This window comes from Prosthecomicrobium sp. N25, from assembly GCF_037203705.1.
Taxonomy (GTDB): domain Bacteria; phylum Pseudomonadota; class Alphaproteobacteria; order Rhizobiales; family Ancalomicrobiaceae; genus Prosthecodimorpha.
Genome location: NZ_JBBCAT010000001.1, coordinates 484,036 through 510,256, shown reverse-complemented (window position 1 = coordinate 510,256; position 26,221 = coordinate 484,036). Strand labels below are relative to the sequence as shown.

24 protein-coding genes and 1 tRNA gene are annotated in these 26,221 nt (G+C 73.0%); 10 read left to right on the top strand and 15 right to left on the bottom strand.

Annotated features, from left to right (window positions below; all coding sequences use genetic code 11):
- Genes WBG79_RS02400 through WBG79_RS02390 form a run of 3 tightly spaced genes read left to right on the top strand, consistent with a single transcriptional unit; the run spans position 1 to position 2,734 of the window.
- Positions 1-1,194: a vWA domain-containing protein gene (locus WBG79_RS02400; RefSeq protein WP_337355513.1), complete on the top strand. Its 1,194-nt coding sequence runs from the start codon at positions 1-3 to the stop codon at positions 1,192-1,194.
- 11 nt (positions 1,195-1,205) lie between these two features.
- Positions 1,206-2,033 carry an XdhC family protein gene (locus tag WBG79_RS02395; RefSeq protein WP_337355512.1) on the top strand — a complete coding sequence of 276 codons (828 nt, stop codon included), beginning with the start codon at positions 1,206-1,208 and terminating at the stop codon, positions 2,031-2,033.
- Positions 2,034-2,044: 11 nt separating this feature from the next.
- A complete protein-coding gene (locus tag WBG79_RS02390) occupies positions 2,045-2,734 on the top strand; it encodes an SRPBCC family protein (RefSeq protein WP_337355511.1) in 690 nt (229 codons plus the stop codon).
- A gap of 51 nt (positions 2,735-2,785) precedes the next feature.
- On the opposite strand, the gene WBG79_RS02385 is transcribed toward WBG79_RS02390, so the two are convergent.
- On the bottom strand, positions 2,786-3,592 hold the full coding sequence (locus WBG79_RS02385; protein ID WP_337355510.1) for a shikimate dehydrogenase family protein: 807 nt from the start codon (positions 3,590-3,592) through the stop codon (positions 2,786-2,788).
- A gap of 146 nt (positions 3,593-3,738) precedes the next feature.
- Between WBG79_RS02385 and WBG79_RS02380 the strand changes: the two genes are divergently transcribed.
- On the top strand, positions 3,739-4,326 hold the full coding sequence (locus WBG79_RS02380; RefSeq protein WP_337355509.1) for a class I SAM-dependent methyltransferase: 588 nt from the start codon (positions 3,739-3,741) through the stop codon (positions 4,324-4,326).
- Between the two features lie 18 nt (positions 4,327-4,344).
- Here WBG79_RS02380 and WBG79_RS02375 read toward each other — a convergent pair whose 3' ends face one another.
- The 9 genes from WBG79_RS02375 to ppk2 form a co-directional block, all read right to left on the bottom strand.
- Entirely contained in the window at positions 4,345-5,484 is a 1,140-nt protein-coding gene (locus WBG79_RS02375; RefSeq protein WP_337355508.1) for an ABC transporter permease, read from the bottom strand.
- Between the two features lie 5 nt (positions 5,485-5,489).
- Positions 5,490-8,243, bottom strand: coding sequence for a ribosome-associated ATPase/putative transporter RbbA (rbbA, locus tag WBG79_RS02370; RefSeq protein WP_337355507.1), 2,754 nt, complete (start codon positions 8,241-8,243; stop codon positions 5,490-5,492).
- The gene (locus WBG79_RS02365) at positions 8,230-9,231 is read right to left on the bottom strand and encodes an HlyD family secretion protein (protein WP_337355506.1); all 1,002 of its coding nucleotides are present in this window, start codon (positions 9,229-9,231) and stop codon (positions 8,230-8,232) included. Before WBG79_RS02365 ends, rbbA begins: the two co-directional genes overlap by 14 nt.
- A 61-nt stretch (positions 9,232-9,292) precedes the next feature.
- Positions 9,293-9,622, bottom strand: a complete 330-nt coding sequence (locus tag WBG79_RS02360; protein ID WP_337355505.1) for a hypothetical protein — start codon at positions 9,620-9,622, stop codon at positions 9,293-9,295.
- Positions 9,623-9,720: 98 nt separating this feature from the next.
- A complete protein-coding gene (locus tag WBG79_RS02355) occupies positions 9,721-10,962 on the bottom strand; it encodes a CmpA/NrtA family ABC transporter substrate-binding protein (RefSeq protein WP_337355504.1) in 1,242 nt (413 codons plus the stop codon).
- A gap of 20 nt (positions 10,963-10,982) precedes the next feature.
- Positions 10,983-11,570 (bottom strand): ANTAR domain-containing response regulator, encoded by a 588-nt coding sequence (locus tag WBG79_RS02350; RefSeq protein WP_337355503.1) that lies wholly within the window; start codon positions 11,568-11,570, stop codon positions 10,983-10,985.
- An 86-nt stretch (positions 11,571-11,656) separates the two neighbouring features.
- Positions 11,657-12,976, bottom strand: coding sequence for a glycosyltransferase family 4 protein (locus tag WBG79_RS02345; RefSeq protein ID WP_337355502.1), 1,320 nt, complete (start codon positions 12,974-12,976; stop codon positions 11,657-11,659).
- Positions 12,977-12,982: 6 nt separating this feature from the next.
- Positions 12,983-13,906: a sugar kinase gene (locus WBG79_RS02340; RefSeq protein WP_337355501.1), complete on the bottom strand. Its 924-nt coding sequence runs from the start codon at positions 13,904-13,906 to the stop codon at positions 12,983-12,985.
- 57 nt (positions 13,907-13,963) lie between these two features.
- Positions 13,964-14,935, bottom strand: coding sequence for a polyphosphate kinase 2 (gene ppk2, locus WBG79_RS02335; protein ID WP_337355500.1), 972 nt, complete (start codon positions 14,933-14,935; stop codon positions 13,964-13,966).
- A gap of 69 nt (positions 14,936-15,004) precedes the next feature.
- Here ppk2 and WBG79_RS02330 point away from each other — a divergent pair, with 69 nt between their 5' ends.
- A complete protein-coding gene (locus tag WBG79_RS02330) occupies positions 15,005-16,339 on the top strand; it encodes an ATP-binding protein (RefSeq protein ID WP_337355499.1) in 1,335 nt (444 codons plus the stop codon).
- A gap of 68 nt (positions 16,340-16,407) precedes the next feature.
- Here WBG79_RS02330 and WBG79_RS02325 read toward each other — a convergent pair whose 3' ends face one another.
- A complete protein-coding gene (locus tag WBG79_RS02325; RefSeq protein ID WP_337357872.1) occupies positions 16,408-16,938 on the bottom strand; it encodes a GcrA family cell cycle regulator in 531 nt (176 codons plus the stop codon).
- Between the two features lie 509 nt (positions 16,939-17,447).
- Here WBG79_RS02325 and WBG79_RS02320 point away from each other — a divergent pair.
- The 3 genes from WBG79_RS02320 to WBG79_RS02310 all read left to right on the top strand — a co-directional run bounded on the left by WBG79_RS02320 (position 17,448) and on the right by WBG79_RS02310 (position 20,762).
- Positions 17,448-18,653, top strand: coding sequence for an aspartate aminotransferase family protein (locus WBG79_RS02320; protein ID WP_337355498.1), 1,206 nt, complete (start codon positions 17,448-17,450; stop codon positions 18,651-18,653).
- Entirely contained in the window at positions 18,650-19,585 is a 936-nt protein-coding gene (argF, locus tag WBG79_RS02315) for an ornithine carbamoyltransferase (RefSeq protein WP_337355497.1), read from the top strand. Before WBG79_RS02320 ends, argF begins: the two co-directional genes overlap by 4 nt.
- A gap of 166 nt (positions 19,586-19,751) precedes the next feature.
- Positions 19,752-20,762, top strand: a complete 1,011-nt coding sequence (locus tag WBG79_RS02310) for an Hsp33 family molecular chaperone (protein WP_337355496.1) — start codon at positions 19,752-19,754, stop codon at positions 20,760-20,762.
- Between the two features lie 12 nt (positions 20,763-20,774).
- Here WBG79_RS02310 and WBG79_RS02305 read toward each other — a convergent pair whose 3' ends face one another.
- From WBG79_RS02305 to WBG79_RS02290, 4 genes are all read right to left on the bottom strand, one after another.
- Positions 20,775-21,563: a sulfite exporter TauE/SafE family protein gene (locus tag WBG79_RS02305; RefSeq protein ID WP_337355495.1), complete on the bottom strand. Its 789-nt coding sequence runs from the start codon at positions 21,561-21,563 to the stop codon at positions 20,775-20,777.
- A gap of 127 nt (positions 21,564-21,690) precedes the next feature.
- Positions 21,691-22,278 carry a CAP domain-containing protein gene (locus WBG79_RS02300; protein WP_337355494.1) on the bottom strand — a complete coding sequence of 196 codons (588 nt, stop codon included), beginning with the start codon at positions 22,276-22,278 and terminating at the stop codon, positions 21,691-21,693.
- The gene (locus tag WBG79_RS02295; protein ID WP_337355493.1) at positions 22,275-22,958 is read right to left on the bottom strand and encodes an alpha/beta fold hydrolase; all 684 of its coding nucleotides are present in this window, start codon (positions 22,956-22,958) and stop codon (positions 22,275-22,277) included. Before WBG79_RS02295 ends, WBG79_RS02300 begins: the two co-directional genes overlap by 4 nt.
- A 98-nt stretch (positions 22,959-23,056) precedes the next feature.
- Positions 23,057-23,935 (bottom strand): transporter substrate-binding domain-containing protein, encoded by an 879-nt coding sequence (locus WBG79_RS02290; protein WP_337355492.1) that lies wholly within the window; start codon positions 23,933-23,935, stop codon positions 23,057-23,059.
- A gap of 320 nt (positions 23,936-24,255) precedes the next feature.
- On the opposite strand from WBG79_RS02290, the gene WBG79_RS02285 reads away from it, so the two are divergent.
- Together WBG79_RS02285 and WBG79_RS02280 are read left to right on the top strand one after the other, a co-directional pair.
- Positions 24,256-26,094, top strand: coding sequence for a glycosyltransferase (locus WBG79_RS02285; RefSeq protein WP_337355491.1), 1,839 nt, complete (start codon positions 24,256-24,258; stop codon positions 26,092-26,094).
- Positions 26,085-26,159 (top strand) — tRNA-Gly (locus tag WBG79_RS02280). The genes WBG79_RS02285 and WBG79_RS02280 overlap by 10 nt, the downstream gene beginning before the upstream one ends.
- Positions 26,160-26,221 lie beyond the last annotated feature (62 nt).

The window sequence follows — 26,221 nt, the reverse complement described above, 5'->3', positions numbered from 1 at the left end:
ATGGCGGCCCGGCTGGCGACCCGCGACGATATCGGCCCGGCCGTCCGGCGCCGGCTCGCCGGCTTCCTGCGGACGCTGCGCGACAACGGCTATCCGGTCGGCCTCGCGGAGAGCCGGGACGCGCTGAGGATCCTCGCCGAAGCCGGCATGGACCGGCCGGCCGCCGCCCGGCCCGCGCTCCGCGCGCTCCTGTGCGGCCGTCGGTCCGACTGGGACCGGTTCGACGCGTTGTTCGACGCCTTCTGGGCGGGCGCGCGGGTCAAGACGCGGGTCGCGGTGTCGGGGCAGGCAGCCCAGGTGAGCCAGCGGACCATCAAGTCGCTCGCGGACGCCCGCTCGGCCGGCGGCGCGCCCGGGCTGCCGACCGACCTGGAGCGGGGCCGGGACGGGCCGGAGACCGAGGCCCATCCGTCGGGACGCCGCGAGGGGGCGAGCCGGCAGGAGAGCCTCGCCCGCACCGATTTCCGCAAGATCGCCGACCCGGAGGCCCTCGCCGAGGCGCACGCGCTGGCCGAACGCCTGGCGCGGCGCATGCGGGTCCGCCTCACCCGGCGCGACAAGGCCGCCCGTCGCGGGCCGCGCCTGGATCTTCGCCGCACCATCCGGGCGAGCCTGGCGACGGGCGGCACCCCGCTCGCGCTCGTGCACCGCCGGCCACGGACGAAGCCGCTCCGCCTCGTCGTGCTCGTCGACGCCTCAGGGTCGATGAGCCTCTACACGGCCGTCTTCCTGCGCTTCGTCCACGGCGTGCTCGACCACTTCCGCGAGGCGGAGGCCTTCCTGTTCCACACGCGGCTCGTCCACGTGTCGGACGCGCTGAAGGAGAAGGACGCGGGCCGCGCGCTCGACCGCCTCGGGCTGATGGCCGAGGGTGTCGGCGGAGGCACGCGGATCGGCGAGAGCCTGGCGGCCTTCAACCGCTACCACGCCGCGCGGGTCGTCCACTCCCGGACCTGCGTGATGATCCTCTCGGACGGCTACGACACGGGCGCGCCGGAGATCCTCGGCGCCGAGATGGCGGCGCTCGGCCGCCGCTGCCGGCGCATCGTGTGGCTCAACCCGCTCCTCGGCTGGGAGGGCTACGAGCCGTCCGCGCGCGGGATGGCCGCAGCCCTGCCCCATGTCGACCTCTTCGCCCCGGCCCACACAATCGAGAGCCTGATGGCGCTCGAACCCTACCTCGCCCGGATTTGAGGAGCCCGCCCATGCCGCCTCGGACCGATCTTCTCGACCTCGTCGCCGACCTGAAGTCGAAAGGCGAGGCCTTCTGCCTCGCGACCGTGGTGCGTACCGTGTCGGTCACCGCCGCCAAGGCGGGCGCCAAGGCGGTGATCCGTCCGGACGGTCGGATCTCGGAGGGGTGGATCGGCGGCGGCTGCGCGCGCGCGGCCGTCCTCAAGGCAGCCCGGGAGGCGCTGGCCGACGGGCAGCCGCGGCTCGTCTCGGTGATGCCGAAGGACATCCTGGCGGACCTCGGGCTGAAGCCCGGCGAGGAGCGCGACGGAGTCCGCTTCGCCCGCAACATGTGCCCGAGCCGGGGGACCATGGACGTGTTCGTCGAACCCATGCTGCCGAAGCCGGACCTCGTCGTGCTCGGCGCGAGCCCCGTGGCGCTGGCGCTGGCCGAGCTGGGGCCGCGCTTCGGATACCGTGTGGTCGTGGCGGCTCCGGCCGAGGACCAGGGGCTGTTCGCGCAGGCCGACGAGCGGGTCGAGGGCTACGGCATCCCGGAGGCGAGCGGCGGGCCGCGCTACCTGATCGTCTCCACGCAGGGTCGCGGGGACGAGGCGGCGCTGAAGGCGGCGCTGACGGCGGAGGCGGATCACGTCGCCTTCGTGGGCAGCCGCCGCAAGGTCGCGGCGCTCAGGGAGAGCCTGACCGGGGACGGCGTGCCGGCCGGGCGCTTCGATCGGCTCAAGGGACCCGCCGGGCTCGACCTCGGTGCCATCACGCCGGAGGAGATCGCCCTCTCCATCCTGGCCGAAATCCTCGCGCTGCGCCGGAAGGGCCAGCGCGCCGCCGTTCCCGATTGAAGGATCGTCCCATGCAGATGAACGACAGCCAGCGCATCCCGGCTCCCCGACAGGCGGTCTGGGCCGCGCTCAACGATCCCGCGGTGCTGCGCGCCTGCATTCCCGGCTGCGAAAGCCTGGAGATGACGTCGCCGACCGAGATGACGGCCCGGGTGACGCTCAAGGTCGGCCCCGTGAAGGCGACCTTCGGGGGCAAGGTGACGCTCTCCGACATCGACCCGCCGAACGGCTACCGCATCTCGGGAGAAGGCTCGGGGGGCGTGGCCGGCTTCGCCAAGGGCGGCGCGACCGTCACGCTCGCCGAGGACGGGCCGGATGCGACGGTGCTGACCTATGCGGTCGATGCGCAGATCGGCGGCAAGCTCGCCCAGCTCGGCGCGCGGCTGATCGACTCCACCGCCAAGAAGCTGGCCGGCGAATTCTTCGAGACCTTCGCGGCGACCGTGGGCGGCCCGTCACCGGCCGAGGCCGCGGCGCCGGACGGCCCCGAACCGGCCGAGGCCGAGGCCGCCGGGGCGGACGCCACGCCCGCCCGCAAGGCGGGCTGGCTCAAGGGCCTCTTCGGCGCCAAGACCACCACGGCGGCGCTGGCCGCGGCGGCGGTGCTCGGGGCGGCCCACCCCTGCTGCGCGCCCGGAGATAACGGCGCCCTGGCCATGTTGGACGGTGCCGCGATCTGCGGGGCGCGACCGCTGTCCTGAACGGCGCGGGGCCGAGGCTCTCGCGGCACGGTCCGGTGTGCCTTCCCGCCCTCAGCGGAACCGGCCGCCGGCTCCGAGCAGGAAGTCGACGATCAGGCCGCGGACGGCCAGGAACATGTCGACGCCGGTCGCGGTGCGGCAGCCGCGGGCACGGGCTGCGGCCAGGAGCGGCGGTACCTCGGGCTCTGTCACCACGCAGCCGACGAACGCCGCGGGGTCGAGGCCGTCCGGGTCGACGGGGAGAGGGTCGCTCGGGCACATGCCCAGCGGGGTCGCATTGAGGACCGCGTCGAAGCCACGGGGGTCGGGCGAGCCGGCGGCCAGGGCGACGCCGAGGGGCGCCAGCCGGTCCATGAGGCGGTCGCGCCGATGCGGATCGGCGTCGTGGATCGCCAGGACGCGCGGCCTCTCGGCCGCCACCGCCTCCGCGATGGCGCTGCCGGCGCCCCCGGCGCCGACGAGGAGCACCCGGGCGCCTTCGAAGCGGCAGCCGGCGGCGCGGGCCGCGGTCACGAAAGCGAGCCCGTCGAACATGTCTCCGTGCCAGGAGCCGTCGGGATCGCGCCTGAGAGCATTGACGGCCTCCAGGAGGCGAGCCCGCGGCGACACCGTTCGGCAGAGCCGGAAGGCAGCGAACTTGTGAGGGATGGTGACCACGATGCCGTCCACGTTCCGCGCGACCGCCTGGCCGCGGAACCAGACCTCCAGGTCCGCCGGCGCCACGTGGGCCGGCACCACGAGCATGTTGCGGCCGGCCGCCGAGAAGGCCTCGCTCAGTCCCGCCGGGGACCTCACCTGGGCAATCGGGTCGCCCACGATGGGGACGAGCCGTGTGGATCCGTCGATGCGCAGCGTCATGGCTCTCGGCTCTCGGGAAATCACCGGGCGCCGACGCGGGCCGATGCCTCGGCGGTGACGGCAGGCGGTGCTCGACCGGTGGTGCCGTGGTGGGCTATGAGGGATGCCCCATCTGACATTCCAGTCGAACGGGCGTTGGAGGCAGAATGCCGGGCAGTTCGAAGGCGGGCAAGGCGTGGATCGAGGCGCGTTGCGCGCTCGCCGCGCCCGTGACGCGGATCCTCGATGTCGGCGTCGGCCGCGGCACCTACAGCCAGCTCCTGCGCGAGCGGTTCCGGACCGCCACCTGGGTGGGGGTCGAGGTGTGGGAGCCCTATGTGGCCGAGTTCGGGCTGGCGGCGCTCTACGACCGGGTGATCGTCGCGGACGCGCGGAGCGTCGACTATGGGGCGATCGGCCCGTTCGACCTCTGTTTCCTGGGCGACGTGCTCGAGCACATGTCGACGGCGGACGCCCGCGCGCTGGCCGACCGGCTCCTCGACTGCTGCCGCCTGCTCTTCATCTCGGTCCCGATCGGCCACTTCCCGCAGGGGGCCGTCGGGGGCAACCCGTTCGAGACCCATGTGGTCGAGGACTACAGCGAGGCGGGGTTGCGCGCCGTCGTGCCGGAGATCGTGACCGGGACGGTCGAGACCCGGCGCCGCTGGACCATCGGGGCCTTCGCGGCGACCCGGGACCCCGCCCTGCGGGCGGCGCTCCTGGCGCTCGAGCCGGTGCCGTCCGGCGCGTCCTGAGGGCTGCCGGCGGGGCGGTCAGCCGGCCTTCGCCAGCATCGCGCGGAAGCGGGTGAGGGCGAGCGCCAGGAAGGCGCAGCCGAGGGCCGTCATCACCAGCATCGGGCGCCAGACCACCTCGAAGCCGGCCGCGCGATACAGGATCGCCTGCGCGAACTGGACGAAATAGACAGAGGGCGAGGCGTGCATGGCGGTCTGCAGCCAGGCGGGCATGCTCTCGAGCGGCGTCATGGTGCCGGAGAGCAGCATCATGGAGATGAAGACCGGGATCGACAGCAGGGCGAACTGGGGCATGGAGGCCGCGATGGTGGCGATCAGGATGCCCAGCGCCGTGGTGGCGAAGAGGTAGAGGACGGTGCCGGCCAGGAAGAGCGGCACGGAGCCCGCGATCGGGATGCCGAGCCAGCCGCGCAGGACCAGTTCGATCGAGAGGAAGACCGCGACCAGGATGACGAGGCCGTTGGCCCAGATCTTCGCCAGCGCGATGGCGGCGGGCCGGACCGGCATGACCAGCAGGTGCTCGATGGTGCCGTGCTCGCGCTCGCGCATGACGGCGGCGCCGACGAGCAGGATGGACAGGAGCGTGATCGAGTTGATCACCTGCATGACCCCGTTGTAGCGGACGCCGTCGAGGTTCGGGTTGAAGCGGAACCGGATGGCGGCGCCGATCGGGGCGGCGGCGCGCTCGGCCGCGGGCCCGAGCCAGACGGCCGTCTCGCGGGCGATGATGTCCTGCAGGTACGCGACGCCGTTGCCGGCCTGCGCGACCGCGGTCGCGTCGACCCGGATCGCCACCGAGGGTGTCCGGCCGGCCAGGACGTCGGCCTCGAAGCCCGGCGGGATCTCGACCACGAAGGTGAAGTCGCCCCGATCGACCGCCCGGTCGATCGCAGTCGCGTCGACCAGGAGGGGGCGGCGGAAGTAGGGGCGCGGCAGGGCGTCGGCGAGCCGGTGGCCGAGGTCGGAGCGGTCCTGGTCGACGATGGCGACGGCGGCGTTGGTGACCTCGAGCTTGACCCCGCGCCCGACGATCACGACGGCGACCGAGAGGGCGTAGACGACCAGAACGATCATCACCCGATCGGCCCTGAGGCTGGTGAATTCCTTCAGGCCGAGGAAGAAGACGTCCTTGAGGAAGCGGAGCGCGGCGGCCGGCATGGGCGTCAGGGCTCCTGCTTGCGCCAGACCAGGCAGGCGACCGCCATGTAGGCCACGGCGAAGCCCGCCAGGGCGACGTATTCGGGGACGAGGTCCGCGGGACCGAGCCCCTTGGCGAAGGTGCCGAGCGAGATCGCCTGGAACCAGGCGGACGGGAAGAGCAGGCCGACGACCCGGCCGGGCCCCTCGAGGGAGGCGATCGGATAGAGGAGGCCCGAGAAATTGACGGCCGGCACCACGGTCAGGATCGCGGTCGCGAAGGTGGCGGCGACCTGGGTCCTCACGATGGTGGAGACCAGGAGGCCGAAGCCGGTCGTCGCCGCCACGTAGAGGATGCCGCCGAGGAGCAGGGCCGGGACGGAGCCGTGGAAGGGGACGCCGAAGAGGAGCACCGCGGCGGCCGTGAGTGTCAGGAGATCGACGAAGCCGATGGCGAGATAGGCGAGCTGCTTGCCGAGCAGAAATTCGGGCACCGTGGCGGGCGAGGCCTGGAGGTTCGCGATCGAGCCGATCTCCCGCTCCCGGACGACGCCGAGGGCGGTCATCATGGCGGTGATCAGCATCAGCACCAGCATGACCACGCCGGGCGCCATGGCGTTCACGGAGCGGAAGGCCTGGTTGTAGAGGAAGCGGGGCCGGACCTCGACCGGCTGGACGGCGTCGATCCCGGCGTGATGGGCGAGGTCGCGGACATAGCCGGCCAGCAGGCCCTGAACGTAGGAGCGCACGGTCTCGGCGCGGAACGTGTTGGCGCCGTCGATCCAGACGCTGATCTCGGGACGGCGGCCGGCGAGGAGGTCGCGGCCGAACCCCGGCGGGATGCCGAGGACGAGACGGAGTTCGCCGGAGGCGAGGCGGCGGTCGGCCTCCTCGTCGCTCGCCACATCCGGGCGCACCTCGAAGTAGCGGGAGCCTTCGAAATCCGACAAGAGGCGGCGGCTCTCGACCGACCGGTCCCGGTCCTCGACGGCGTAGGTGAGCGATTCCACGTCGAAGGAGATGCCGAAGGAGAAGATCGCCAGGAGGAGGAGCGGGATCAGCAGGGCGAAGGTGAGGCGCACCCGGTCGCGCAGCAGTTCCTGGGCCTCGCGCCGTGCGAAGGCCCAGATGCGGCCGGGCGGGCCGGCGGCCGGCCAGGCCCGAGGCGAGACGGGATCAGGGTCCGGCGGGAGATCGGCGGAGGTCGGAGCGGGTGCGGCGCGCAGGGCGGTCGGGGGGCCCGGCGGCGGTTCGTTCTCGGCCTCGGCCAGGAAGGCCACGAAGGCCTCCTCGAGCGAGCCGCCGCCCTTCTCTTCGGCGAGGCCGGCGGGCGTCCCGACCGCCAGCACCCGGCCCCGGTGCATCAGCGAGACCCGGTCGCAGCGGGCCGCCTCGTTCATGAAATGGGTGGAGACGAAGATGGTCACGCCCTGCCGGCGCGACAGGCCGACCAGATGGCGCCAGAACAGGTCCCGGGCCGCGGGGTCGACCCCGGAGGTCGGCTCGTCGAGGAGCAGCACCTCGGGCTCGTGCAGGCAGGCGGCGGCGAGTTGCAGGCGCTGGCGGACGCCGAGCGGCAGGCGGGCGGGAGTCTGGTCGGCCCAGGCGGCGAGGTCGAAGCGCTCCAGGCCGGCGGCGATGCGGGCCCGGGCGGTCGGGCCGTCCATGCGGTAGAGGCGGGCGTGGAGGGTCAGGTTGGCGCGGACCGTCAGCTCCTCGTAGAGGGAGAAGCCCTGCGACATGTAGCCGACGCGCAGCCTCGTCTCGATGTCGCGCGGGTCCACCGGCCGGCCGAACAGGCGGGCGCTGCCCTCGGTGGCGTCGAGGAGCCCGGTCAGCATCTTCATGGTGGTGGTCTTGCCGCAGCCGTTCGAGCCGAGGAAGCCGAAGATCTCGCCGCGCCCGATGCGGAAGCTGACGCGGTCCACCGCTGTGAAGTCGCCGAAGCGGCGGGTGAGGCCCTCGGCCTCGATCGCCGGCTCGCCGTCGAGGGCGGGGCGGGGCGGCACCACGAAGGCCTCGGCGGCGCCGCCGCCGGGCTGCAGCCGGCGGTAGGCCTCCTCGAGGCTGGCCGCGCCCGCGGCGGCGAGCACCTCCGGCAGCGGGCCTTCGGCGATGACGCGGCCGGCGTCCATGGCGACGATGCGCTCGAAGGCCTCCGCCTCCTCCATGTAGGCGGTCGCGACCAGGACGGTCATGCCCGGCCGCTCGGCGCGGATGCGGGCGATCAGGGCCCAGAACTGCCGGCGCGACAGCGGGTCGACTCCGGTCGTCGGCTCGTCGAGCACGAGCAGGTCGGGGTCGTGCACGAGGGCGCAGCAGAGCGACAGCTTCTGCTTCATGCCCCCGGAAAGCTTGCCGGCGGGCCGGTCGGGGAAGGGGTCGAGGCCGGTGGCCGCCAGCAGGTCGGAAAGGCGCCGCCCGCGCTCGGCCGCGTCGAGACCGAACAGTCGGCCATGGAAGTCGATGTTCTCCGCGACCGTCAGGGTCGGGTAGAGATTGCGGCCGAGGCCCTGCGGCATGTAGGCGATGCGGCCTGCGACCGCGTCGCGGTGGCGGCGGTCGGCCATCGGGCCGCCGAACACCGTCACGGACCCGGCCTGGAGGCGGCGAACGCCGGCGACGAGGCCGAGCAGGGTCGACTTGCCGACCCCGTCCGGGCCGACCACCGCGGTGGCGGAGCCGGCGGGCAGGGTCAGCGAGACCGCATCGGCCGCGACGGCGGCGCCGTAGCGGTGGGAGACGGCCTCGACCCGGACGGCGGGCTCAGCGGGAGACATCGGGGAGCCGGGGCGCGAGCCAGTCGGGCCAGGGCGCGTCCTCGCCGAGCCGCACATAGGCGTTGCCGGTCAATCCCGCCTTGACGTAGTCGCGGTAGCGGCCGAGCACGTCGGTGGGCACCTGCACCTTGACCCGGTACATGAGCTTCTCGCGCTCGTCGGCTGTCTCCACCGACTTCGGGGTGAACTGCGCCTCGGCGGCCACGAAGGAGATGCGGGCGGGCACGACATAGTCGGGGGCGGCGTCGAGCACGATGCGGGCCTCGGCGCCGAGCCGCACCCGGCCGATCGACCGGGTGGGCAGGAAGACGGTCATGTAGACGTCGCCGAGGTCGAGAAGGGTGAGCACGCGGGCGCCGGCGCCGACCACCTCGCCGGGCTGGACCATCCGGTATTCGACCCGGCCCGCCACGGGGGCCTTCAGGACCATGTCGGCGAGGGTGGCCTCGACCTGGGCGGCCTGCGCCTCGGCGACCGCGAGCGCCGCGCGGGCGTCGCCCACCGCGGCCTTGGCGGCCTGCACGGCGGCGGCGGCGACGTTGCGCTGGGCGAGGCGCCGGTCGGCGTCGGCCTGGGAGGTGACCGCGCGGTCGCGCAGGTCGGCGGCCCGCTTCAGCTCCACCTCGGCGAGCACGAGGTCCGCCTCTCGGCTCGCCGTCTCGGCCTCCGCCTTGGCGATGCCCTGCTGGGCGCGCTGCACGAAGGCCTTGGCGGCGGCGAGCTGGGCGCGCATCTCGGTCTCGTCGACGCGGGCCAGCACCTGGCCGGCCTCGACCCTGTCGCCCTCGCGGACGTCCACGACGGCGATGCGGCCCGGCAGCTTGGTGGCCACGTCGACCCGCTCGACCTCGATGCGGCCGTTGGCCACCGTCACGGTGTCGGGCAGCGAGCGCGCGGTCGGCCGTGCCTGGTACCATGCGAAGCCGCCGGCCGCGGCCGCGCCGGCCACCGCCAGCGCGATGGCGAACTTTCCCAATCCCGGTCGCATCGATCTCCTCCAGGCTCGGAGGATGCGGGCCTTGCCGCGCTGCAGCAAGGCCGTAGGAGCGCTACCTGCCGAACTTGCGGACTTCGGCCTGGTAGGTCTTCTCCCAGGCCCCGCCCTTGGTGCAGAGGCCGTCCCAGCCCTCCCCGTCCATCCCCGCCTCGATCTCCTGGTAAAGCTTGTCGGCCGCCTCGTCGCTGAGCTTCAGGGCGGCGATGCGCTTGTCCATGGCTTTGCCGATCGCCTCGGCCTGCTTGGGCGTGACGGCGAATCCGCACATCTCGGCCGAAAGCGCAAGGCGGTAGAGGCGCGCCAGCTCGGCGTCGGGCGCATCGGCGCGGGCCGGCAAGGTCGCCGCGAGGGCGATGAGGAGGAGGGCGGGCGCGCGCAGCATGTCCGGGACCGGGCGAGGGCCGCGGGCCGATTCCCGCGAGGCTGACGGCCGCTTAGCACGGCGCGACGCCGTACCGGAAGGCCGGCCTTCGGCGGAGGTCAGTCGTCGCCGGGGGCGGCGGCGGGTCCAGGCGGCCGCGGCAGGGCGGCGAGATAGGCGGCCGGGTCGGCGGCGTCGAAGCGGAGGCCGTCGAAGGGGGTGAGGCCGGTGACGGGCTCGGCGGCCCCGCGCCCCAGGGCGGCGTCGTAGAGGTCCGCGCGGAAGCTCCGGCGGGCGGCCGCATAGGCGGCGTCCGGGTCGGCCGCCTGACCCCAGCGCAGCATCTGGGTGGCGAGCCAGAGCGCGTGCGCGGCCTCGGGGCGGTTGGCGCCGCCACGGTGGAAGATGATGTAGTCCGGGGCGTGCACGGCGGCTCCGCCCTGCTCTGTCCTGAGGAGGCCCGAGAGGCTGCGCATCACGATCTCGGCGGGAACGCCCAGGTAGCCGGGGCGCGCCAGGATGGCGGCGAGGTCCTCGTGGTTCGCCGGGTCGTCGCACCAGGCGGCGGCACGGTCGAGCGCGCGCACGAGACGGGCGAGGCGATCGGGGTGGCGCTCGGCCCAGCTCTCGCGCACGCCGACCACCTTCTCGGGGCTCTTCGGCAGGATCGCCGACTTGGTCGCGACCAGACAGCCGACGCCGGCGTCGACCGACAGGCTCGGCCAGGGCGCGCCGACGCAGAAGCCGTCGACCTGGCCCGCCGTCAGCGCATCCACCATGAAGGGCGGCGGGACGACGACGAGCCGAACGTCCCGGTCGGGGTCGACGCCCGCGGCGGCGAGCCAGTGGCGGAGCTCGTAGTTCTGGCCCGAGAAGGGATACACCATCGCCAGCGTCAGGGGCGCCTCGCCCCGGGCCGCCCCGGCCCGGATGGCGCGGGCGAGCGCGGCCCCGGTGGCGGCAGGGTCGGCGAGCGAGACGGCGCCGCCGCCCTCGCGCATGCGGGTGTGCACGGCGGTCGAGACGGCCACGGCGTTGCCGCCGAGGTTGAGCACGAAGGGGGTGACGACCGGCGCCTTCAGGTGGCCGAGCGCCAGGTTCGCCGCGATGGTCATGGGCGCCAGCATGTGGGCGGCGTCGAAATGGCCGAGCACGATGCGGTCGCGGATATTGGCCCAGGAGGTCTCGCGCACGAGGTCGAGGTCCAGCCCCTCGGCGGCCGCGAAGCCGCGTTCGTGGGCGACGAGCAGCGGCGCGCAGTCGACCAGCGGGATGAAGCCGACCCTCAGCCGGTCTCCCGCAGTCGGCCCGCCGCCGATCAGCGCCGCGGCGGCTTCGCGCTCCAGTCCGGTGTTCGGCACGCTCGTCCCTTCGATGTCGGTCAGCCGAGGAGCTGCGCGGCGGTCACCACGCTCTGCGCGATCTCCACGAGCTTCTTCTTCTCGTTCATCGCGGTCTTGCGGAGGAGCGCGTAGGCCTCCTCCTCGGCAATGCCGCGGTTCTTCATGAGGATGCCCTTGGCGCGCTCGATCACCTTGCGCTCGGCCAGCTCCGTGCGGGCGGCCTCCAGCTCGCGGGCGAGGCGGTCGAAGGCGTTGAAGCGCGAGACGGTCATGTCGAGGATCGGCTTCACCCGCTCCTTGCGCAGGCCGTCGACGATGTAGGCCGAGACGCCGGCGTCCACGGAGGCCTCGATCATGGCGGTGTCGGACTGGTCGACGAACATCGCCACCGGCCGCTTCACGGTCCGGGACACCTGGAACATCTGCTCCAGCACGTCCCGGCTCGGGTTGGCGAGGTCGATCAGGATCACGTCCGGGTCGATGGCGAAGACCCGGCGGAGCAGTTCCTGCGTGGTGTCCAGGCGCACGACGTTCGTGTATCCGGCCTCGCGCAGCCCGTCCTCCAGGATGGCGCTCCGGACCGGGTTCTCGTCGATGACCAGAATGGTGAGATTCGTGTCGACCAAGGGGCTGCCGTCTCCTCCTCACCATTATTCCGAGCGGCGGCAGGGCCGCAAGGCGAGAGAGGCGGCAGCAGCCCTGCATCCGCCCATCAGATCGGCAGTTTCAACAGGGATGCGACCGCGGCGAAGTGGGCCTCCCAGGTCGGCGGCCGCCAGCCGGCGAGGCGGGACAGCTGGGCGCGGCGCGCCGGGGCGTCGGGCGTCGCGTAGAGCTCGACCGCGCCCGCCCAGGCGGCGGTGTCCAGCGGGTCGAGGAAGTCCGGCACCCCGGCTCCGACCTCGCGGTGGGCGGGTATGTCGGAGGCGAGGACCGGGACGCCGGCGGCGAGCGCCTCGGCGACCGGCAGGCCGAAGCCTTCCGCCAGCGACGGCATCAGGAGCGCGCGGGCGCCGGCGATCAGTCGCCGCAGGGCGGCATCGTCGACGGGGCCCGCCTCGCAGACGACCGGCCGCAGCAGATCCGAGCGCTCCAGGCTGTCGATTACCTGCTCGACCTCCCAGCCGCGGCGGCCCACGACGACGAGGCGCGGGGCGGCGGGGCCGTGACGGGCGACCAGCATGCGCCAGGCGGCGAGGAGGGTCAGGTGGTTCTTGCGCGCCTCGATGGTGCCGACGGCGAGGAAGTAGGGGTGCGCGGCCGTGGGGGGCACCCCGGCTGCGGCGAGCGGGGCGAGGTCGATCCCGAGCGGGGCGACGGCGATCCCGCCCGCGGCGCGGCCGAGCCCGGACAGGACGGCGCCGACCCGGTCGCGGGTGTGCGCCGAGTTGACCAGGACGAGGTCGGCGTCCGCCGCCACGCTCGCCATGCGGCGCCGGTGCTTGTCGGCGTCCCCGGCCCGGGAGAATTCGGGGAAATCGATGGGGATCACGTCGTGGACGAAGACCGTGCGCCGCAGGCCGCCCAGGGACCGGAGGACCCAGGGCTTCTCGAGGTGGTGGTGCGAGACGTTGAGGTAGACGGCGGGCCCTGCGGCGCGGGCGGCCTCGGACACGGTCGGACCGCGCCCGAGGGCGAGGGCGCGCCGGATGGCGGCGGCGTCGGGGTCTGCGCCGGACAGGGCGAGGTCCGTCCAAAGCCGGCGGGCGAGGCCCGGGGCGGGCGGCGGCAGGTGGGGCTCGGCGGGAGCGCCGGCCAGGAAACGGGCGAGGCGGGGCTCCAGGGGCGCATCGGCTGCCGGGACTCCGGACCAGTGACGGTCGAGCCGCCCGATCGCGGCGAGGGCCCTGGCCTTGTCGACGACCCGGACGGCGGTCCTGCCGACGGCGACCAGGCGGGTGTCGAGATCCGCGGCGAGGAGGCGGCGGACATAGGCGAGTTCGACCCGGTCGATGCCCGTGGCGTTCTCGCGGCCGGCGCGCGACAGGAGCCGGGAGACGTCCAGGAAGACGGTCGGGCGGCCGGCCGGCACGGGCGCTCAGCCGCCGAGGCGGGCGAGCGCGGCGTCCCGGCGCGGGAGGGGCTCGACGGCCCCGTAGCCCTCGGTCGACAGGCCGGCGACCACGTTGGCGAAGCGTCCGGCCCGGAAGGGATCGCCGGACTGCAGCCATTCGGTCAGGAAGCCGCCGTCGAAGGCGTCGCCGGCGCCGGTGGCGTCGACGGCCCGGCAGGCGATCGGCGGGATGCGCTCGCGCCGCTCGGGGGTGGCGACGAGCGAGCCGTCCTTGCCGAGCGTCAGGGCGACGATCTCGACGCCCTTGGCGAGATAGTGGTCGCAGATGGCGTCGGGATCCTCGAGGCCGGTCAGGAGCCGGGCGTCGTCGAGTCCGGGCAGCAGGATGTGGGAGAGCGCGGCGGTCGCCTCGATCACCGCGCGGGCCCGGTCGAGCGGCCAGAGCCGGAGCCGCAGGTTGGTGTCGTACGAGACCTTCGCGCCGGCCTCGCGGGCGATGCGGATGGCCGCGAAGACGGCGTCGCAGGCAGTCGGCGAGATGGCCTGGCTGATGGCGGAGACGTGCAGCACCTTGGCTGCCGCGATCGCGTCGGCGGGGAGGTCGGCGGGCTTCACCCGGCTCGCCGCGGAGCCGGCGCGCAGGTACGAGAAGGCATGGCCGTCCGGGCCGTGGGTGACGAAGTAGACGGCGGTGTGGGCGGCCGGGTCGGTGATCACCGTGGAGGCGTCGACGCCCTCGCGCGCCCAGAGATCGCGGAAGGCCTGCCCGAAGGCGTCGGGGCCGAGCGCCGTGAAGTAGCCGACGCGGGCGCCGAGCCGCGCGGCCGCGATGGCGGCGTTGGAGGTGTCGCCGCCGAAGCCCGAGAGCCACAGGCGATCCTTGCCGGTGTCGTTGAACTCGATCATCGGCTCGCCGAAGGCGAGGATGTCGACGGGAACCACGCTCATGGGACCTCCGGCCGGATCACGACGCGAGCGGAGGGATGACGCCCGCGCCGCACCCCGTCAACCGGATTTTGTAACCGTCCCGGGGCTCGCGCCGTTGACCGGGCGGGTGTCCAGCGTGTGCAGCAGGCCCGGTCCGTGGCCCCAGATCTTCTCGTCGATGTCGCCGATCGCCTTGCGGTCCTTGTCCGGATAGTCGAAGCGCATGAGGACGTGGCGGAGCGCGTTGAGGCGCAGGCGCTTCTTGTCGTTGCCGAGCAGGACCGTCCAGGGCGCGTGGTCGCTGTGGGTCATCTCCAGCATGCGGTCTCGGGCGGTGGTGTATTCGTCGTATTTCTGAACGGCGGCGTAGTCGATGGGTGAGACCTTCCAGACCTTGAGCGGGTTGTGGCGCCGGTCGTGGAAGCGCTTCAGCTGCATCTCCCAGCCGACATCGATGTAGAACTTGACGAGGTTGATGCCTTCGTCAACCAGCATGTCCTCGAACCGCGGCACCTCCTTGAGGAACTGCTCAGTCTGCTCGGGGGTACAAAAGCCCATCACCTTCTCGACCCCGGCGCGGTTGTACCAGGACCGGTCGAACATGACGATCTCGCCGCGCGTCGGCATGTGCTCGACGTAGCGCTGGAAGTACCACTGGCCCTTCTCGACCTCGGTGGGCTTGGGGAGCGCGACGATGCGGGTCTGGCGCGGGCTCATGTACTCGCGGAACGCCCCGATGGTACCGCCCTTGCCGGCGGCGTCGCGGCCCTCGAACACGATCACCACCCGCTCGCCCGCCCGGATGGTCCATTGCTGCAGCTTGACCAGCTCGATCTGCAGGCGGATCAGCGGCCCCTCGTAGTCGTCGTCGTCGAGCGGCTCGGCATGGGGGTAGCCGCCGGACCGGAAGGAGCGGGCCTGGACCCAGCGCGGCAGGACGGGATCGTCGAGATCGAAGGGGCCGTCCGGCGCGGCCTCCGGGAGACCGGCGTCCGACTTCCGATCGTCGTCGTTCTTGGATTTCTTGTTCTTGGAACCGTTCTTGCCCATCGTGCCCGATCCTCCCGAATCCGGTGCATGCTATCAGGGGCGCGACGGCGCGGGGAAGCGGAGGCGCAGGTGTCCGAGCAGGCGGGGGAGCATAGGGAGCGACCGGGGGCGCGGTGGCCCGGCCTGAGCCTGATCGCGGCGGCGGCCGTCCTGGTCATGGCGGCGCTCGTCGCCGGCTTCGCGGTGCCGGTCTGGGCGGCGGTCATCGGCGGCGGCGCGATCCTCCTGGCCGCATGGGCAGGCGGCGTCCGGCCGGAGACCGCGCGGATCGGTCCGCGGCCCGAGCGGCGCGGCGGTCCATGGCCCGACGCCGGCATGCGGGCGATCGCGGAGGGGCTGGCGGACCCCTGCTTCCTGATCGACCGCGAAAGCCGGGTGCGCTTCATGAACCGGGCCGCCGCCGCCCGGTTCGGGACCCTGCCGCCCGGCGATCCCCTGTCGTTCCTCCTGAGAGTGACCGTGCTGAACGACGCGATCGCGCGGGCGCTCGCGGACGGCGAGCCGGATTCCGTCGCCTGGTCGGAGCGCATCCCGACCGAGCGCTGGCTCGAGGCGCATCTCAGCCCGATCCGGCACCCGCCCGACCCGGAGCAGGACGGGCGGCCGCCGGACTTCGTGCTCGTGGTCATCGAGGACGAGACGGAGCGGCGGCGGGCGGAGCGGATGCGGGTCGACTTCGTCGCCAACGCGAGCCACGAGCTGCGCACCCCGCTCGCCGCGCTGTCGGGCTTCATCGAGACCCTGCAGGGTCCGGCGCGCAACGATCCGGCGGCGCGGGAGCGCTTTCTCGCCGTGATGGCCGAGCAGGCGCGCCGCATGCGGCGGCTGATCGACGATCTCCTGTCGTTGTCCAGGATCGAGATGAAGGCGCATGTGCGGCCGGACACGCCCGTCGATCTCGGCGAGCTGGTGCGCCACGTGGGGGACAGCCTCGGCCCGCTCGCGGCGGAGACGGGGGTGACGCTGGCGTTCGACGGTCTCGACCGGCCCATGCCGACGCTGGGCGACCGTGACGAGCTTGTGCAGGTCTTCTCGAACCTGATCGAGAACGCGATCAAGTACGGCGGCTCCGGCAAGACGGTCGAGGTCCGCGGCGGGCGGGAGGGGCCGGCCGGGGACGAGCCGCCCGTCTGGACAGTGGCGGTCGCGGACCACGGGCCGGGCATCGCGCCGGAGCACCTGCCGCGGTTGACGGAGCGCTTCTACCGGGCCGACATCGTATCGAGCCGCGAGAAGCAGGGGACCGGGCTCGGCCTGGCCATCGTCAAGCACATCCTCGCCCGCCATCGCGGCCGGCTCGGCATCGCGAGCGTGCTCGGCCAGGGCGCGACCTTCACGGTGAGGCTCGAGGCCCTCGACAAAAGGGAGCCGCATCCGATCGCGGACGCGGCTCCGAAGTCGTGAGTTTCGGGAGGAACGCGGACGCAACACACGCGGGAACCGGCCGAACCCGGACGGGTCCGGCCGGGATCTCAGGCGACGCCGACCCGGCGGTCGCGGCGGCGGTCGGAGACCGGCTGGTAGGCGATCCGGGAGTGGTAGCCACAGTAGGGGATGCCGGCCTCGGAGCGGCGGGCGCAGAAGTGGAAGCTGTCCTGGCCGGGGTCGCCGACCGGCCACTTGCAGGTCTGCTCGGTCAGCTGGAGGATCGACGCGTTCTCGACGAGCGGGGCGTCCGCGAGCGTGAAGATCCGCGGCGCGGCGACCGGCTGCGGGCGGGCGACCGGCATGATCTCGGACTTCAGCGCGGTGGCGCCGATGCTGATCGGACCGGCCGCGGGGCGCTGAGGACGCGCGGCTGGGACGGCCGGGACCGCCTTCTTCGGACGCTGGGCGGCCTGCGGGGCCGGAGCCTTGGCGCGGCCGGAAAGCCCGAGCCGGTGCACCTTGCCGATCACGGCGTTGCGGGTCACGCCGCCGAGCTCGGCCGCGATCTGGCTCGCGCTGAGCCCATCGGCCCACAGCTTCTTCAGCAATTCGACCCGTTCGTCCGTCCAGGAAATCATCGCCGCTCCTCGATCTCGTTTCGAGCCGCAGGGGAATGCGAATCCGTTCGGCCTCGGGCTCTCGCCCGCGCCCGTTCGAAAGACGCTGTGACAGGAGACTCTCGGCGTGACCTTGTCTGTCCGCGCGAGATATCGTGTTAAACTATGATTAACCTACACCACCCCTAGACTCGCCATCAACGGGCTGGAGGACTCCAAGCGGGGATCGACGGTATGTTTTCCCCAGCTGAGTCCGATCGGCCACATATGCACAATGACGGAATCGCAAATCCCGCCGCCCCGGGCCCGGCCCGGCGCGTTGACAGATCGCGGCAGAATTCGCCATTATTGAGTCAAACCAAGCGTGCCGCCCGCCGAGGCGGCACGTTTCGTTTTCAGGGGCGGTTGTGGCCGCCCCGCCCGGGCGGCGGCTTCCGCCACGCCGGGCGCCCCCGTCGCGTCAACCCGCGCGGTGGGCCGTCGGACCCGATCCTCCGGCCCCGCCCGCGCCAGCCGAGGATCGAGCCATGACCGGTTCCCCGCTCTACGCCACCTTCGCCCGGGCCGACGTGGCGTTCGAGCGAGGCGAGGGCGCGTGGCTCTACACCCGAGAGGGCGAGGCCTACCTCGACCTGATGGGCGGGGTCGCGGTGAACGCGCTCGGGCACGCGCATCCGAAGCTGGTCGAGGCCTTGAAGCGGCAGGCCGAGAAGCTCTGGCACGTCTCCAACATCTTCCAGATCCCGGAGCAGGAGGCGGTCGCGCAGAAGCTGGTCGACCTGTCCTTCGCGGACCGCGTCTTCTTCTGCAACTCCGGCGCGGAGGCGATGGAGTGCGCGATCAAGACGGCGCGCCGGTGGCATTTCGTCAAGGGCCGGCCGGAGCGGGTGCGCATCATCACGGTGGAGGGCGCCTTCCACGGGCGGACGCTGGCGACGCTGGCGGCCGGCGGCCAGGAGAAGTACCTGGAGGGCTTCGGCCCGAAGGCGGGCGGCTTCGACCAGGTGCCGTTCGGCGACCACGAGGCCCTGAAGGCCGCCATCGGCCCCGAGACGGCCGCCATCCTGGTCGAGCCGATCCAGGGGGAGAGCGGCGTCCGGCCGATCCCGCCGCAGTGCCTGCGCGGCCTGCGCGAGCTCTGCGACGAGCACGGCCTGCTCCTCATCTTCGACGAGGTGCAGACCGGCATGGGCCGCACCGGCAAGCTCTTCGCGCACGAATGGGCGGGTATCACGCCCGACGTGATGGCGCTCGCCAAGGGCATCGGCGGCGGTTTCCCGCTCGGCGCCTGCCTGGCGACCGAGGATGCGGCGAGCGGCATGACGGCCGGCACCCACGGCTCGACCTTCGGCGGCAACCTGCTCGCCATGGCGGCGGCCGGCACGGTGATCGACATCGTGGCCGACCCGGCGTTCCTGGAATCCGTGCGCGACAAGGGGCTGCGCCTCAAGCAGAAGCTCGCGCGCCTGGTCGATACCTACCCGGCCGTCTTCGAGACGGTGCGCGGCGAAGGGCTGATGATCGGCCTGAAGTGCCGCAAGCCGGCGGGCGACCTGGTCGCGGCCATGCGCGCGCGCAAGCTTCTCTGCGTCGGCGCGGGCGACAACGTCGTCCGGTTCCTGCCGCCGCTCACCCTCACCGAGGCCGAGATCGACGAAGCCGTGGCCAGGGCGGAGGCCGCGGCGGCCGACCTCGTGGCCCGGGACCAGGAGCAGAAGGGAGCCGCCGCGTGACCGCGTCGACCAAGAAGCGGGATTTCCTAGACCTGACCGACGTCAGCCCCGCGGATCTCCGGACGATCCTGGACGAGAGCCGGCGGCTCAAGTCCTTGCGCAACGGCGCTCATCCGGGCGTCGGGCCGCTCGCCGGCAAGGTCCTCGCCATGATCTTCGAGCGACCGTCGACGCGCACGCGCGTATCCTTCGACGTGGGCATGCGCGAGCTCGGCGGGCAGACCATCATGCTGACGGGCGAGGAGATGCAGCTCGGCCGCGGCGAGACGATCGGCGACACCGCCAAGGTGCTGTCGCGCTACGTGGACGCCATCGTGATCCGCATCCTCGACCACCAGGCGCTGACCGAGCTCGCCCGGAACGCGACGGTGCCGGTGATCAACGGCCTGACCAAGGTCTCCCACCCGTGCCAGCTGATGGCCGACGTGATGACCTTCGAGGAGCACCGCGGGCCGATCAAGGGCCGGACCGTGGCCTGGACGGGGGACACCAACAACGTGCTGGCGTCGTGGATCCACGCGGCCGCGCGCTTCGAGTTCAACCTGCGCATCGCGACGCCGCCCGAGCTCGCCCCGCGCATGGAGATCGTCAACTGGGCGCGCAAGAACGGCGCCAGCGTGCACCTCAGCGCGGACGCCTTCGAGGCCGTGGACGGGGCGGACTGCGTGGTGACCGACACCTGGGTGTCGATGGGCGACGACGAGAGCGAGCGCCGACACAACCTGCTGAAGCCCTACCAGGTGAACGGGCGCCTGATGGCGGCGGCGAGGTCGGACGCCATCTTCATGCATTGCCTGCCCGCGCATCGGGACGAGGAGGTCACCGAGGAGGTGATCGACGGGCCGCAGTCGGTCGTCTTCGACGAGGCGGAGAACCGCCTGCACGCGCAGAAGGGCATTCTCGCCTGGGTGATGGGCGGAATCGGCGGCTGACCGGCCGAGCCGGGCGGCGCGGGCCACCCCCGCCCGGACTACCATCCGGCGCCCGGCACCCTATATAGCGGTCTTCCGCGGGCCGGCGCGCCGGCCCGCCCGTCTTCCCGGAACCGGGACCGCCTTCGGCGCGGGCCACCGGTTCGCGACAGGATTGCCGAAACCCATGACCGACGCGACCCTCGCATCCCGCCCTCCGCAGGCGGGCTCGGACGACACCGTTCTGCCTTTCGCGGTCCAGGCCCTGGACGTGCGCGGGCGCGTCGTCCGGCTCGGTCCGGCGGTCGATTCCATCCTGGACCGGCACGACTATCCGAAGCCCGTCTCGCAGCTCCTCGGCGAGGCGATCGCGCTCACCTGCCTGCTCGGCTCCTCGCTGAAGTTCGAAGGCCGCTTCATCCTGCAGACGCGCACGGACGGGCCGGTCTCGATGCTGGTGGTGGACTACATGACGCCCGACCGGGTGCGCGCCTGCGCGACCTTCGACGCCGAAAAGGTGGCGGCGCTCGAGGCGGCGGGCCGGGCCAGCACGGCCGCGCTGCTCGGCACCGGGCACCTCGCCATGACGGTCGATCAGGGGCCGGACATGAACCGCTACCAGGGCGTGGTCGCGCTCGACGGGTCGAGCCTCGAGGAGGTCGCGCACGCCTATTTCGCGCAGTCGGAACAGATACCGACCCGCGTGCGGCTGGCGGTGGCCGAGATCCTGACGCGCGATCCGGGCCGCGGCCCCCGCCACGCCTGGCGGGCCGGGGGCCTGCTCGTGCAGTTCCTGCCGGATTCGCAGGACCGCATCCGCCGGCGCGACCTCGATCCGGGCGACGTGCCGGAGGGCGTGTCCCGACCGGAGGCGCCGGATGACGACGACGCCTGGGTGGAGGCCCGGTCGCTCGCCGAGACGGTCGAGGACGTCGAGCTGATCGACCCGGAGGTCTCCTCGGAGCGGCTGCTCTACCGGCTCTTCCACGAGCGCGGGGTGCGGGTCTTCGAGCCGCAGCCGCTGCAGGATCGCTGCCGCTGCACGCGGGAGGCCGTCACGGGCATGCTCGACCAGTTCACCGCCGAGGAGGTGGCCGACATGACGGTCGACGGCGAGATCGTGGTGACCTGCGAGTTCTGCAACACCCGGTACCACTTCGATCCGGCCAGCCTGAGGAACGGCGGCAAGCCGAACTGAGCGGCCGGCGGCTCAGCTCAGGATCAGCTTCGCCCCGACGACGGCGAGCACCGTCGCGAGCGTCCCGCGCAGGACGGCCTCCGGCATGCGCGGGGCGAGGTGGCTGCCGATCAGGATGCCGGGGATCGAGCCGGTCAGCAGGGCGCCGAGCAGGGCCCAATCCACCCCGCCGATCGCCCAGTGGCCGATGCCGGCGGCGAGCGTCAGCGGCACCGCATGGGCGATGTCGGAGCCGACGATGCGGGCGAGCGGAAGGGTCGGGTAGAGCAGGATCAGCGCCGTGATGCCGAGCGCGCCGGCGCCGACCGACGAGAGCGAGACCATGCAGCCGATCGCCGCCCCGGTCGCGACCGTCAGCAGGGCCGTGCGGGAGGGATCCTCGCGGCTGGCCCGGCGCGCTTCCGCGGCGGCGAGGATCCAGCGGCGGCCGAGGAAGCTCGCGGCGGTGGCGATCAGCGCGTAGCCGAGGGCGACCGAGATGATGCGGGAGGTGTCGCGGCTCTGCCCGACCCAGGCGAGGATCGCCAGCGTCGCGAGCGCGGCCGGCAGGCTGCCGAGCGCCAATTGGCCGGTGACGCGCCAATCGACCGTCCGGTTGAAGCCATGCATCGCGGTGCCGGCGGCCTTGGTGATCGAGGCGTAGAGCAGGTCCGTCCCGACCGCCGTTGCGGGGTGGATGCCGAACAGCAGCACCAGGAGCGGCGTCATGAGCGAGCCGCCGCCGACCCCGGTCAGGCCGACCAGGATGCCAACCGCGAGGCCCGAGGCCGAGTAGAGCAGGTCGATGCCGAACAGGTTCACCGCGTCTCCGTGGTAGGCCGGACCCGGGCCCGGCCGGCAATCCCGACAGGGCCGATCAGCTTCTCGCCCATGCCAGCGCGAAGTTCAAGCGGTGCCCTTGCGGCGGCTCTGGCGAGGGTGAATCCGCTCAGAGCCCCATCGAGAAGGGCCCGCCGCGCGCGACCGGGGCCCCGGCCTCCCGGGGCCGGGCGAACATGAGGCACCAGAAGGTCTTCCAGCCGCTGTCGGGGCGGTACTCCGAGGCGATGCCCATGACGGTCATGTCGGGGTCCTTCATGCCGCGGTCGTGGGCGGGAGACCGGCGCCAACCCTCGAAGGCGTCCTCCAGGTCCCGGTAGCCGACGCCGAGATTCTCGCCGGCGGTGGCGTAGGCGTAGCCGGCGTCGCGCAGGCGCTTGTCGAGCGGGCCCCAGGGCGAGAGGGCATGGGACATCTTGTCGGCCTCGGCCATGTGGCGCGCGTAGGTCCGGGCCGCCGCGGTCAGCTTCGGGTCGTGCGCCAGGGGGCCGACCCCGCTCTTCGCCCGGTAGGCGTTGATGGTGGCCACCGCGCGCTCCGGATCGACCGGCTTGTAGGGCCGGGAGGCGTCGATCGTGATCTTCGGCCCGGTGATGTCCGACAGCATGCCGCAGGCGGACAGGCCGGTGGAGACGCCGGCGAGGCTGAGGCCCCGGAGGACGAGGCGCCGCGTGGGGGCCGGAATGGGCGGGGTCATGGCTCGGTCGGATCCTCGGCTTTGGCGGCGGGGCCGTGCGACGGGGCGCCCGCGAAGGCGGCGATCTCGGCGGCGGCTGCGCGGATGTTGCCCTTGAGGGTCGCGGGCGACTGGCCGCGCGGCCCGAAATCGTGGCTGCCGTCCTCCACCGCGACCAGGCGCACCGCCGCGGGCAGCCCGATAGCCCCAGCCTCCGCGTAGGTGCCGAACTCGTCGCGCTCGCCCTGCAGGACCAGCACGGGTAGACGCGCCTCGCGGAGAGGAGCGAGGCGCAGGGCGTCGGGCTGCCCGGGCGGGTGGAAGGGGTAGCCGAGGCAGGCGACCCCGACGACGCGCGGGTCGAGCGGGCGGCCGGCCAGCATGGCCGCGACCCGCCCGCCCATGGACTTGCCGGCGACCAGGACGGGGCCGGCGGCCTCCGGGCGGGCGAGCGCCGCCTCGAGGACGGCCGCATAGGCGTCGACCAGGGTTTCGGCCTTGGGCGGCGGCCGGCGGCGGCCGGTCGTCCGGCGTTCGGCCATGTAGGGGAAATCGAAGCGGCAGACCGCCGCCCCCTCGGCGGCGAGCGCCTCGGCCATGCGCTGCATGAAGGCGGAGTCGTGGCCCGCGCCGGCGCCGTGCGCGAGCAGGATCGTGAAGCGGGGCGGCTCGGACCCGGCGGTCCAGACGAGGTCGGTCACGGTTGGCTCCGGCTGTCCGGCCGACGGCCGGGTTCAGCGCCGATAAGGGCCGAAGACGGCCTGTTCATGGCACGGCACGGGGCGGCACGGAAGGCGGCTCAATAGTAGCCGAGGGGGAAGTAGCGGAAATAGAGCTCGGCCACGGTACCGTTCTCGCTCAGGCGCTGGAGGGCGTAGTCGAGCGCCGACTTCAGGCGCTTGTTGCCCTTGGCGACGGCGATGCGGAAGCCCTCGCCGAAATAGCCGCGGTCGAGATAGGGCTCGCCCCGGAAGGCGCAGCAGCCGTGGCTCGCCTCGCCGGCGATCCAGAAGCTCAGCCCGATGGCATCGCCGAAATGGGCATCGACCGTGCCGTCCCGCAGGGCGTCGCGCGCGGCGGCCTCGTTCGGGTAGGCGACCACGCGCGAGCGGGGGAAGTTGTCGAGCACGAAGGCCTCATGGGCGGTGCCGGCGACGACGGAGATCCAGCGCAGGTCCAGCCCCTCGGGCGTGGCGGTGAGATTCGAGCCCTTGGGGGCGACGAAACGGCCGGGGGTGGTCAGGTAGACGTCGGAGGTGTCGAGTTTGGCACGCAGCTCCGGTCCGACCGAGAGGCCCGCGATGATGGCGTCGCCGCGGCGCTCGGAGAGGGCCTGGACGAGTTCGTCGAAGGGCCGCATCTGGATCGTGCAGGCGGCGGCGAGTTCCTCGCAGACGGCGCGTGCGAGATCCACGTTGAAGCCGGTCAGCCGCCCCCCCGTGTCCAGGAAGTTGAAGGGCGGGAAGTCGCCGCTGGTCAGGAAACGGATCGGGCCGAGATCGCCGGCGGGCTTCTCGGGCCGGCTCTTCGGGTCCCAGAAGTTCGGGACCGGAGAGATAAGGCCCTGGCGGTCGGCCTGCGCCGGCGGGGCGGCGGCGGGGGGAGACGCGGGAGCCGGCGCTTGCTGGGCCGCGGCCGTCGACAGGCCGAGCGCGGCCAGGAAGGCGGCCACACGCATCCAAGATCTTGATCGGATTGGAATTCTTTTCGCGAGCATCGCTTTTCGCAAGACAACCAAGCCGATCAAGGGAATCATCTGCGGCTGTGGCGCAGCGGAACGGCACGCGCCTCAGCCCGGGCGGGCCGCCCGGCTGCCGGATCGCCGGCCGGCGGAGTCTAGGCGAGGCCACCGCAAAGGAAAAGACCATTTTCGACGGCCCGAGCGGCCCGCCGGATGGCCAAGGTCCCGGCGCAGTCGCCGCAAGCCCTCCGGCCCGGACGGCGCCGACGGCACCGGACGCCTCCCCTGCGACGGCCCCTGACGGCATGGAGGGCCGGTTGCTCGCCCGGCTCGGCGTGCCGCCGGGGGCGCGGACGGAGGCGCGGGCGGCGGGGTCGGCCTCGCGGGCGGAGCATCTGATCGACACCGGCCGCCTGTCGGCCGAGGTGTGGTGGCCCGCGCTCGCAGACGCGCTCGGCCTCGCCTACGAGGCGGCCCCGACCGTTCCTCCGGCCGAGGACGACGCGGTCCTGCCGGCCCCGGAGGCCTTCATGCGCGCGCGGCAGATCCTGGTGCCGGGGCCGGACGGGCGGGCGCGGCTCCTGCTCGCGCCGCGCGGGCGCGAGATCGGCTACCTGGCGGCACGGCTCGCCCAGGACCCGGGCCTGGCGGCCCGGATCCGCATCGCGTCGCCGAAGACCATCCGTGCCGCCGTCGCGGAGCATCACGCGGCCGCGCTGACGCGGCGGGCGACGCGCCACCTGGCCGAGCGCCGGCCGGCACTCTCCGCGGCACGGACGAAGCTGCCGGGCGGGTGGACGGCGGCGGTCGCCGTCCTGACGGCGACGGCGGTCGCGGCGCTCGGCGGGTCGACGCCGCTCCTCCTCGCGATCGGGCTCCTCGAATGCGCGTTCCTGGCCCAAGGGGTCGTCCGCCTTGGCGCCGCGCGTGAACGGCCCCGCGATCCGGAACCGCCCGCGCTGCCGGATGCGGACCTGCCGCGCTATGCGGTCCTGGTGCCGCTCCACCGGGAGGTGGCGGTGGTGCCGCGGCTCGTGCAGGGGCTCCTGCGGCTCGACTACCCGGCCGGGAAGCTCGCCATTCGGATCGTCGTGGAGGCCGACGACGGGCCGACGCGGGCCGCCGTCGAGGCGGCCATCGCGGGGACGCCGATCGAGCGGGTGGTCGTGCCGCCGTCGAAGCCGCGCACCAAGCCGAAGGCGCTGAACTACGCGCTGGCGCTCGTGGACGCCGACCTCGTCGCCGTCTACGACGCGGAGGACCAGCCGGAGCCGGACCAGTTGCGCAAGGCCGCCGCGGCCTTCGCGGCCGGACCCGCCGACCTCGTCTGCGTGCAGGCGGCGCTCGCGATCGACAACGCCGGGGCATCGCGGACCTGGCTCGCCCGCCAGTTCGCCCTCGAATACGCCATGTTGTTCGACGGGCTGCTGCCGGCCCTGGCCGGCCGGGGCCTGCTCTTCCTGCTCGGCGGGACCTCGAATCATTTCCGGCGCGAGGCCCTGGCGCGGGCCGGGGCTTGGGACCCCTACAACGTGACCGAGGACGCCGACATCGCGGTCCGGCTGGTGCGCGAGGGCGGGCGGCTCGGCGTGATCGCGTCGTCGACCGCCGAGGAGGCCCCGGTGCACCACAGCGCCTGGATGGCGCAGCGGACGCGGTGGATGAAGGGCTGGATCCAGACCTGGCTGGTGCACATGCGGTACCCGCGGCGTCTCCGGGCGGACCTCGGCTGGCGCGACTTCCTGATGCTGCAGGTGCTGCTTCCCGGGCAGATCCTCTCGGCCCTGCTCTATCCGGTCGGCCTCGCCACCCTGGCGCTGGCACTGGCCGACGCCTCGGCGACCTTCGCGGACCGGTCCTTCGCGGCGGACCTGCTGCTCGCCCTCTGCCTCGTGGGCCATGCCACCGGCCTCGCCGGGGCCGTCCTGCTCGCCGCGCGGGTCCGCGACCGGATGCGGAGCCCGGCTTCGTGGCTCGACGTCCTGACGATGCCGCTCTACTGGCCCCTGCTCATGCTGGCGGTGCTCGCCGCGTTCCGGGAACTCGGGCGGGCGCCGCACCGCTGGAACAAGACCGAGCACGGCCTCGCCGAGCGCGACACCCCCCTTGCGGAGCCGCCCCCGGGGGCGCTATCTGTTGGTTCGACGCGGGTGTAGCTCAGGGGTAGAGCATCGGCTTCCCAAGCCGTGGGTCGAGGGTTCGAATCCCTTCGCCCGCTCCAAAATTTCGATTGTCCGATCCGGACGCGAGGCCACGGTTTCGCGCGGATCGGCCGAAGAGAAA